The sequence below is a fragment of the Pseudomonas bananamidigenes genome (genome assembly GCF_001679645.1).
Taxonomy (GTDB): domain Bacteria; phylum Pseudomonadota; class Gammaproteobacteria; order Pseudomonadales; family Pseudomonadaceae; genus Aquipseudomonas; species Aquipseudomonas bananamidigenes.
In genome coordinates this window covers 1-9,251 of the sequence record NZ_LRUN01000104.1, presented here as the reverse complement: position 1 = coordinate 9,251, position 9,251 = coordinate 1, and the positions used below count along the sequence as shown (strand labels likewise).

General features: G+C 62.6%; 8 protein-coding genes. 4 read left to right on the top strand and 4 right to left on the bottom strand.

Features of this window, described 5'->3' with window-relative positions:
- Window positions 1–26: 26 nt before the first annotated feature.
- The gene (locus tag BBF94_RS26435; protein WP_065261867.1) at window positions 27–947 is read right to left on the bottom strand and encodes a LysR family transcriptional regulator; all 921 of its coding nucleotides are present in this window, start codon (window positions 945–947) and stop codon (window positions 27–29) included.
- Window positions 948–1,089: 142 nt separating this feature from the next.
- Here BBF94_RS26435 and trhA point away from each other — a divergent pair, with 142 nt between their 5' ends.
- Window positions 1,090–1,707, top strand: a complete 618-nt coding sequence (gene trhA, locus BBF94_RS26430; RefSeq protein ID WP_065261866.1) for a PAQR family membrane homeostasis protein TrhA — start codon at window positions 1,090–1,092, stop codon at window positions 1,705–1,707.
- On the opposite strand, the gene BBF94_RS26425 is transcribed toward trhA, so the two are convergent.
- The gene (locus BBF94_RS26425) at window positions 1,695–2,615 is read right to left on the bottom strand and encodes a LysR family transcriptional regulator (RefSeq protein WP_065261865.1); all 921 of its coding nucleotides are present in this window, start codon (window positions 2,613–2,615) and stop codon (window positions 1,695–1,697) included. The genes trhA and BBF94_RS26425 overlap by 13 nt on opposite strands.
- 108 nt (window positions 2,616–2,723) lie before the next feature.
- Here BBF94_RS26425 and BBF94_RS26420 point away from each other — a divergent pair, with 108 nt between their 5' ends.
- Both BBF94_RS26420 and BBF94_RS26415 read left to right on the top strand, forming a co-directional pair.
- Window positions 2,724–3,965, top strand: a complete 1,242-nt coding sequence (locus BBF94_RS26420) for a D-amino acid dehydrogenase (RefSeq protein WP_065261864.1) — start codon at window positions 2,724–2,726, stop codon at window positions 3,963–3,965.
- A 41-nt stretch (window positions 3,966–4,006) separates the two neighbouring features.
- Entirely contained in the window at window positions 4,007–4,909 is a 903-nt protein-coding gene (locus BBF94_RS26415; protein ID WP_065261863.1) for a transporter substrate-binding domain-containing protein, read from the top strand.
- Window positions 4,910–4,913: 4 nt separating this feature from the next.
- On the opposite strand, the gene BBF94_RS26410 is transcribed toward BBF94_RS26415, so the two are convergent.
- Together BBF94_RS26410 and BBF94_RS26405 are read right to left on the bottom strand one after the other, a co-directional pair.
- On the bottom strand, window positions 4,914–5,633 hold the full coding sequence (locus tag BBF94_RS26410) for a 16S rRNA (uracil(1498)-N(3))-methyltransferase (RefSeq protein ID WP_065261862.1): 720 nt from the start codon (window positions 5,631–5,633) through the stop codon (window positions 4,914–4,916).
- A 141-nt stretch (window positions 5,634–5,774) separates the two neighbouring features.
- A complete protein-coding gene (locus BBF94_RS26405; protein ID WP_065261861.1) occupies window positions 5,775–7,181 on the bottom strand; it encodes an adenosylmethionine--8-amino-7-oxononanoate transaminase in 1,407 nt (468 codons plus the stop codon).
- Between the two features lie 223 nt (window positions 7,182–7,404).
- Between BBF94_RS26405 and BBF94_RS26400 the strand changes: the two genes are divergently transcribed.
- Window positions 7,405–9,204 (top strand): flavin monoamine oxidase family protein, encoded by a 1,800-nt coding sequence (locus BBF94_RS26400; protein WP_065261860.1) that lies wholly within the window; start codon window positions 7,405–7,407, stop codon window positions 9,202–9,204.
- The last annotated feature ends 47 nt before the right edge of the window (window positions 9,205–9,251 follow it).

The following is a 9,251-nucleotide window of genomic DNA, read 5'->3' as shown; positions in this document are numbered from 1 at the left end:
GGGGGTAGCTTTTGATCTGCTTTTGATCACACCGCCAACTGGCGATTGGCATACATCCGACACTCCGCCAGCAACGCCAGCAGATTCGGATCCCGCTCCTTGGCCTTCAAGAACACCACGCCAATGTGCTGCTGCAACCGGTACTTCTCCTGCAACGGGATCAGCTTCACCCGGTTCTCGTACACCGCCGCAATCCTGCCCGGCAGCAACGCATAACCGACCCCGGAGCTGACCATGCTCAGCAGGGTGAAGATATCGTTGACCTGCATCGCCACCTTCGGCTCGAAACCCGCTTGCCTGAACACCCGGATGCCGTCCTGATGGGTGGCGAAGCCTTGGGTGAGGGTGATGAAGGTTTCGTCGCGCACCTGCGCCAGGTCCACTTCGCTGCGTTGGGCGAAGCGGGAATCGGCCGGGGTGGCGAGGAAGATGTCGTCGGAAAACAGCGGAATCTGCTCGCAGTCCGGGTCGTTGACGGTGTCGTCCAGCGACACCAGGATCGCGTCGACTTCCATGTTTTTCAGTTTGTAGAGCAGGTCGATGTTCGAGCCAAGGATCAGGTCGATGTTGAGTTCGCTGCGGCGGATCTTCAGGCCCATGATCAGTTGCGGCACGGTCTTCACCGTCAGTGAATACAGCGAGCCGAGCTTGAAGCGTTCGGCCGAAAACCCGGCGGCTTCGCGGGTCAGGCGTACGCTTTCGACCACATCCTGAATCAGCTTCTGCGCCCGCTCTTCGAGCACGTAGGCGCTTTCCAGCGGCGTCAGGTTGCGTCCTTCGTGCTTGAACAGCGGGCAGCGCAGGGCGCTTTCCAGCGAATGGATCGCGCGGTGCACGCTGACGTTGCTGGTCTGCAGTTCGGCGGCGGCGCGGGCGAGGTTGCCGGTGCGCATGAAGGCGAGGAACACCTCGAGTTTCTTCAGGGTCAATTCTTCGTCGATCAGCATGGCGCGGACTCTTCCTTGGTATCGCTCGATTGTGCCCAAATATCAGGACAGGTGCAGGCCCGCGTTGAACGGAAACATTGCGCTTTTACGCTCAAGCCCCGAGCCTTGCGCGCTGCGGTAATGAAATCGAGGTGTGCGACACATGTATCACGGAGAAAAACTCAACGCCTGGACGCATCTGGTCGGGGCGATAGCGGCGTTCGTCGGGGGCGTCTGGATGCTGGTGATCGCCAGCCTCGACGGCAGCCCGTGGAAGATCGTCAGCGTGGCGATTTATGCTTTTACGTTGCTGGTGCTCTACAGCGCATCCACCGTGTACCACAGCGTGCGCGGGCGCAAGAAAGCGATCATGAAGAAGGTCGATCATTTTTCGATCTACCTGCTGATCGCCGGCAGTTACACGCCGTTCTGTCTGGTGACCCTGCGCGGGCCGTGGGGCTGGACGTTGTTCGGGATCGTCTGGGGGCTGGCGCTGATCGGCATCCTGCAAGAGATCAAGCCGCGCTCCGAGGCGCGGATCCTGTCGATAGTGATCTACGCAGTGATGGGCTGGATCGTGCTGGTGGCGGTCAAGCCGCTGATCGACGCGTTGGGGATGGCGGGGTTTGTCTGGCTCGCATCCGGCGGTGTGCTGTACACCGTGGGGATCATTTTCTTTGCACTGGATGATCGCCTGCGCCATGCCCACGGGATCTGGCATCTGTTTGTCATCGCCGGGAGCCTGCTGCATTTTGTGGCGATTCTTTTTTATGTCCTCTGAGCCCCGGTCAGATGGTCGAGTTGTTCACCCGCGCGCTGACTGAAGATTTGCAGCAAATCATTCAAGGTATGCGGCGGTGGTTCGGTGGCGCGAGTTACTGCGTACAGCGTGATCGGCAGCGGCGGGGCGAGAGGGCGGATAGTGGTGGTGGCCGATGAGGCGCCGAGTGCCGTAAACGGGTCAATCACCGCCACGCCCGCCCCGGATTCCACCATCGCCCGGGCCAGTGAGTAAGTCTGCACGGCAATCCGCACCCGAGGCGGTGGCTCGACGGCTTCCAGATAGCTGTCGAGCCGGGCGGCCAGCGGGTCGGCGCTGGACAGCCCGATCAGCGGCGCACCGGCCAGTGCCATCAGCGACAACGGCTGACCGGCGTCTTCCTGCGGCCAGTAACCTTTCGGCGCCAGCGCCACCAGAACTCCCGAAGCAAGGGCCTGCGCCTTCAGCCCCGGATGATCCGGCAATTGCAACGTCAGGGCCACATCCACTTCGCGCATCAGCAGGTTCTGCATCAGTTCGCGGCTGTGGGCGCTGGACAGTTCACAGGCGATATCCGGGAACTGCACCGTCCATTGCCGGATCGCCGGTGGCAGCAACGACAGCGCCAGCGCCGGGGTCGCGCCGATCCGCAGGCTGTGGCCGGGCTCGCGGCGCAGGCTCTGGGCCAGACGCCGAACGCCTTGCAGGCTTTCGGTGACCTTGTCGACTTCGCGCTCCAGCTCCAGCGCTTCCGGGGTCGCCTGCAACTTGCCGCGCACCCGCAGAAACAACGGAAAGCCCAACTGCTGCTCGGCGTGCTGCAGCACCTTGGTCACTGCCGGTTGCGAGACGTGCAGCAACTGCGCAGCGGCGCTGACCGAACCGGTCTGGCGAATGGCCTGGAAAATCTCGATGTGGCGAAGGCGCATGGCGAGTCCATAACCTTGGTTTATAGGTCTGGCATCTTTATTCATTGTTCGGCGCCTGTCACCTCACCCTAACCTCGGCCTCGTCTTCAAATAGAAATAAGGACGGACATGGCTCAGGGCGTGTGCATCATCGGCGGCGGTGTGATCGGGTTGGCAACGGCCTATGCGCTGGTGCGTGAAGGTTTCGAGGTGACGGTGGTCGAAGCGCGGCAGTCGCTGGGCAGCGAAACCAGTTTCGCCAACGGCGGCCAGTTGTCCTACCGTTACGTTGCGCCGCTGGCCGATGCCGGCGTGCCGTTGCAGGCAATCGGCTGGATGCTGCGCGGCGATTCACCGCTCAAGTTGCGCCCGCGTCTGGACCCGGCGCAGTGGCGCTGGATGGCGTCGTTTCTCGCCGCGTGCCGCACCTCGGTCAACCGCGAAAACGCTGCGCATTTGTTGCGTCTGGCATTGTTCAGCCAAAGCACACTCAAACGCTGGCGCGAGGACGACGGGCTCGACGGCTTCAACTGGCGGCGCAACGGCAAGCTGGTGACCTTTCGCAATGCCGCCCGCTTCGATCATGCGCGAAAGAACCTGGCCGATCCGCAGCAACAGCAGGTGTTGTCCGCCATCGAATGTGCGCAACTGGAACCTGCACTGAGTGACGCGCCGTTTGTGGGCGCGATCTACACGCCGGATGAAGAGGTCGGCGACTGTCACGGTTTCTGCCAACAGTTGGCGGCGCGATTGAAGGCGTCGGGCCGCTGTGAGTTCCATCTCGGTCAGGCAGTCACCGGTATTCGCCACAGCCACGGCGCCGTCGCGGCCATTGAGCTTGGCGACGAAATTCTGCCGGTCGAACAACTGGTGATCGCCGCCGGCCATCGCAGCCCGTTGCTGGCGCTGCCTGGCCTGCGCCTGCCGCTGTATCCGCTGAAGGGCTACAGCCTGACCGTGCCGATCGGCAACGAGCAGCGGGCACCGGACGTCAGCATCACCGACTACGACCGCAAGATCGTCTACGCCCGCATTGGCGAGCAACTGCGGGTGGCGGCGATGGTCGACATCGTCGGTTTCGACCCGGCGGTGGACCCCGAGCGACTGGCGCTGATCAAGCGCCAGGCCCGTGACACCTTTCCCGACGCCGGCCACTATGACGCCGCCATCGAGTGGGCCGGCATGCGCCCGGCAACGCCCACCGGTGTTCCGCTGCTGGGCGCCACGGCGTATCGCAATCTGTGGCTCAACCTCGGCCACGGTGCGCTGGGTTTCACCCTGGCCTGCGGCAGCGGGCAGTTGCTCAGCGAACTGATCGGCGAGCAACGCACATCCATTGACCTGCACGGGTTCAATCCCCGTGCGGCGTGACGGTTTCTGCTGAAACACCCCACCCACAACGGAGAATAACAATGCAAAAAATCACGTTGCTCGGCTGCACACTGGCGTTGTTCATCGGCGCCCAGGCGCAGGCCAATGAAGTGCCGCTGACCGGTACGCTCGGCAAGATCGCCAGCGCCAACAGCATCACCCTGGGGTATCGCGATGCGTCGGTGCCATTTTCGTATGTGGGCGATCACACCGGGCAGCCGATGGGGTATTCGGTGGAACTGGCGGACAGGATCGTCGAGCGCATCAAGCAGCAGCTGGCGCTGCCGGAGCTGAAGGTGAAGTACAACCTGGTGACCTCGCAGACGCGGATTCCATTGGTGCAGAACGGCACGGTCGACCTTGAATGCGGCTCCACCGGAGTGACGGCCGAACGGCAGAAGCAGGTCGCATTCTCCTACGGTTTCATCTACGTCAAAGGCCAGTTGTTGACCGCAAAGGACAGCGGCATCAAACGCTTCGACGATCTGCGCGGCAAGAACGTGGTGACCACCGCCGGCACCACCAACGAGCGCTATCTGAAGAGCTACAACCTCGACCGCAAACTGAACATGTTCGTGATCAGCGCCAAGGATCACGGCGAGGCGTTCCAGATGCTGCAATCGGGGCGCGCGGCAGCGTTCTACATGGACGATGCGTTGCTTTACGGCGAGCGGGCCAAGGCGCGCGATCCGCATAACTGGGTCGTGGTGGGGGAGGAGCAATCGAGGGAAATCTACAGCTGCATGGTGCGCAAGGACGATCCGCAGTTCCTGGCGCTGGTCAACGGTGTGTTGGCTGACCTGTACAGCTCGGGAGAGATCAACGGGATCTACCGCAAGTGGTTCGAACAACCGATCCCGCCGAAAGGCTTGAACCTTGAGTTCCCGATGACCAGTGAACTCAAGGCAATCATCGCCAGACCGATCAGTGATCCGGTGCAGTGACGGGTCAGAAATCGCCCCACAGTTGCTGCGCCACCGCCAACGCCACAACCGGCGCCGTCTCGGTACGCAGCACGCGCGGGCCGAGGCGGGCGGCGTGGAAACCGTTGCCTTTGGCCTGCTCGACTTCGGCGTCGGACAGACCGCCTTCCGGGCCGATCAGGAACGCCAGCGTCGCAGGCCTGGCATGGCTGACCAAAGGCTCGGCCACCGGGTGCAGGACCAGTTTCAGTTCGGCTTCGGTCTGTTTCAGCCAGTCGGCCAGCAGCACCGGCGGATGAATCACCGGCACCCGCGAACGACCGCATTGTTCGCAGGCGCTGATCGCCACCTGACGCCAATGCAGCAGGCGCTTGTCGGCGCGTTCGTCCTTCAGGCGCACTTCGCAGCGCTCACTGAAGATCGGGGTGATTTCAGTCACGCCCAGTTCAGTGGCTTTCTGGATCGCCCAGTCCATCCGCTCGCCCCGGGACAGCCCCTGACCGAGATGGATGCGCAGGGGCGATTCGACCTGACCTGCGAACTGCTCGTCGATCTGTACCACGACACGCTTTTTGCCGACCTCCACCAGCGATCCGCGAAACTCGTGGCCGGAGCCGTCGAACAGCTGCACCGCATCGCCCTCGGCCATGCGCAGCACGCGGCTGATGTAATGCGCCTGGGCTTCCGGCAGTTCGTGTTCGCCGGTGCCGAGGGGGGCGTCGATAAAGAAGCGGGACAGTCTCATTTCGGGTCTCTGGAAAGGTGTGAATCAGTTGGATCGTTGTCGACTTCATTCGCGAGCAGGCTCGCTCCCACAGAGAAATGTATTCCAGGTGGGAGCGAGCCTGCTCGCGAAAGCGGCAGTCCAGGCGCTACAAATATTGAATCAGCCCGGATCACGGAACCCGGGATGGAAATCCTTCGGCACCGCCACGCTGACGCTGTCACGGGTGGCAATGTCGATGCCTTCGCTGGCGACTTCGGCGAGGAAGTCGATCTGCTCCGGGGTGATCACATACGGTGGCAGGAAATACACCACGCTGCCCAGCGGACGCAGCAGCGCGCCACGCTCCAGGGCATGCTGGAACACCTTCAGACCGCGGCGTTCCTGCCACGGGTAGGCCTCTTTCGTGGCTTTGTCCTTGACCATTTCGATGGCCAGCACCATGCCGGTCTGGCGCACTTCCGAGACATTCGGATGATCCGCCAGGTGCGCGGTCGCAGAAGCCATGCGTTGCGCCAGCGCCCGATTGTTTTCGACCACGTTGTCCTGTTCGAAGATATCCAGGGTCGCCAACGCCGCCGCACAGGCCAGCGGGTTGCCGGTGTAGCTGTGCGAATGCAGGAAGGCACGCAGGGTCGGGTAATCGTCGTAGAACGCGCTGTACACCTCGTCGGTGGTCAGGCACGCCGCGAGCGGTAGATAGCCGCCGGTCAGGGCTTTCGACAGGCACAGGAAGTCGGGGCGAATGCCGGCCTGTTCGCAGGCGAACATCGTTCCGGTGCGGCCGAAGCCGACGGCGATTTCATCGTGGATCAGGTGTACGCCGTAACGGTCGCAAGCCTCGCGCAGCAGCTTGAGGTACACCGGGTGATACATGCGCATGCCGCCGGCGCCCTGGATCAGCGGTTCGACGATCACGGCCGCGACGCTGTCATGATTTTCCGCCAGCGTCTGTTCCATGGCGGCGAACATGTTGCGCGAGTGTTCTTCCCAGCTCATGCCCTGCGGACGCAGGTAGCAATCCGGGCTCGGCACCTTGAGGGTGTCCATCAGCAGCGCCTTGTAGGTCTCGGTGAACAACGGCACGTCGCCGACCGACATCGCCGCCACGGTTTCGCCGTGATAGCTGTTGGTCAGGGTGACGAAGCGCTTCTTGTTCGGCTGGCCGCGATTGAGCCAGTAGTGAAAGCTCATTTTCAGCGCGACTTCGATGCAGGACGAACCGTTATCGGCGTAGAACACCCGGTTCAGGCCTTCCGGCGTCATTTTCACCAGGCGTTCGGACAATTCGATCACTGGCTGATGGCTGAAACCGGCCAGAATCACGTGTTCCAGCTGATCGACCTGATCCTTGATGCGCTGGTTGATGCGCGGGTTGGCGTGGCCGAACACGTTGACCCACCAGGAACTGACGGCATCCAGGTAGCGCTTGCCTTCGAAGTCTTCCAGCCAGACGCCTTCACCGCGTTTGATCGGGATCAGCGGCAGCTGTTCGTGGTCTTTCATCTGGGTGCAGGGATGCCACAGCACCGCGAGATCGCGTTGCATCCACTGGTCGTTCAGGCCCATGTTCAGTCTCCTCGAGGCGGCTCGCGTCAGGCGCGGGCAAACAATCGCGCAAGCCTATGCAATGCGTCGCGCCGGGACAACCCATTGCGGCGATTGAGCTACTTTGTATGGGCCGATAGACGTCGCTGGCGGCGTTTTGATGGCTGACGTATTCTTCGCGGTTCTTTGGGTCGACTGACCCGCAAAACCGCTTTTTCCTACGTGTATTTCCGGAGTTCGCTGAATGTCTGTCGGTTGGCTGCGCGCCTGTGCGCTTGTGGTGTTGGGGCTTTTCAGCGTTACGGCGCTGGCCAAGGAGAAAACCGCGATCGTGATCGGCGGCGGCCTGTCGGGCCTGACCGCGGCTTACGAGCTGCAGAACAAGGGCTGGCAGGTCACGCTGCTGGAAGCCAAGTCGAGCCTGGGTGGTCGCTCCGGCATGGCCACCAGCGAGTGGATCGGCAACGACAAGGCCCAGCCGGTGCTGAACAAGTACGTCTCGACCTTCAAGCTGAGCACCACGCCGGCGCCTGAGTTCGTGCGTACCCCGGGTTACCTGATCGACGGCGAGTATTTTTCCGCTGCCGACCTCGCCACAAAGCAACCGGCCACCGCCCAGGCCTTGAAAGCCTTCGAGAAAACCCGTGACGATCTGGCGCGTTCGATCGACGATCCGCAGAACCCGGCGGCGACCAATACCCTGCATGCGCTGGACCAGATCAACGTGTCGAGCTGGCTCGACAAGCAGAACCTGCCGGCCACCGCCCGCCAGCTGATCAACCAGGATATCCGCACCCACTACGACGAGCCTTCGCGTCTGTCGCTGCTGTACTACGCGCAGCAGAGCCGGGTCTATCGCGGTGTGTCCGACCGTGACATGCGTGCTTCGCGTCTGGTTGGCGGCAGCCCGGTGCTGGCCCAGGCCTTCGTCAAGCAACTGAAAACCATCAAGACCAATTCCCCGGTTTCCGCGATCGTCCAGGACAAGGACGGCGTGACCGTCAAGGTCGGCAGTGTCGGCTACCAGGCGGACTACGTCGTGCTGGCGGTGCCATTGCGCGCCCTCGACAAGATCCAGCTGACCCCGGCGCTGGACGCCCAGCATCTGGCGGCGATCAAGGGCACCAACTACGGCTGGCGCGACCAGATCATGCTGAAGTTCAAGACGCCGGTGTGGGAAAGCAAGGCGCGCATGTCCGGCGAAATCTACAGCAACACCGGTCTGGGCATGTTGTGGATCGAACCGGCCCTGAAGGGTGGCGCCAACGTGGTGATCAACCTGTCCGGCGACAACGCCCGCGTCATGCAGGCCTTCGGCGACAAGCAGATGGTCGATCAGGTACTGATCCGTCTGCATGCGTTTTATCCACAGGCCCGTGGTGCGTTTACCGGTTATGAAATCCGTCGCTACAGCACCGACCCGGGGACTGGCGGTTCGTACCTGGCCTTCGGTCCGGGCCAGATCAGCAAATACTGGCGCCTGTGGGAGCGTCCGCTGCAGCGCGTAGCGTTTGCCGGCGAACACACCGACACGCTCTACCCGGGCACTCTGGAAGGCGCACTGCGCACCGGCCAGCGTGCGGCCGGCCAGGTGGAAGATCTGGCGGCGGGCAAATCCTTCGAGCCGATCAAGGTCGGCCCGGCAGCGGCCACAGCAGCAGCGGCGGCAGGTGCAGCCGGTGCGGCGACAGCGGCGAAGAAGAAGGGCAACTTCTTCACCAACCTGTTCGGTGGTTCGGATGACGAGAAGAAACCGGAGCCAGTGAAAGCGCCAGAGCCGGCACCTGCTCCAGCCGCCCCGGCGCCTGCACCGACTCCGGCACCTGCGCCAGCCCCGGTGGAAGCGCCGAAGCCAGCGACTCCGGTGAAAGCCGAGCCAGCCAAGAAAGCGCCAGCCAAGCCGGCAGCGAAGAAACCTGCCGCCAAGACCGAGGCGAAAAAAGTCCCGGCCAAACCGGCAGCGAAAAAGGCTGAACCGGCCAAGAAGCCAGCCGCCAAACCGGCAGCGACTCCGGCGGCCAGTACCGACACCAAAGCGCAGTAAGGCTTTGCGGTGAATGAAAAAGCGCGGCTTTCAGGCCGCGCTTTTTT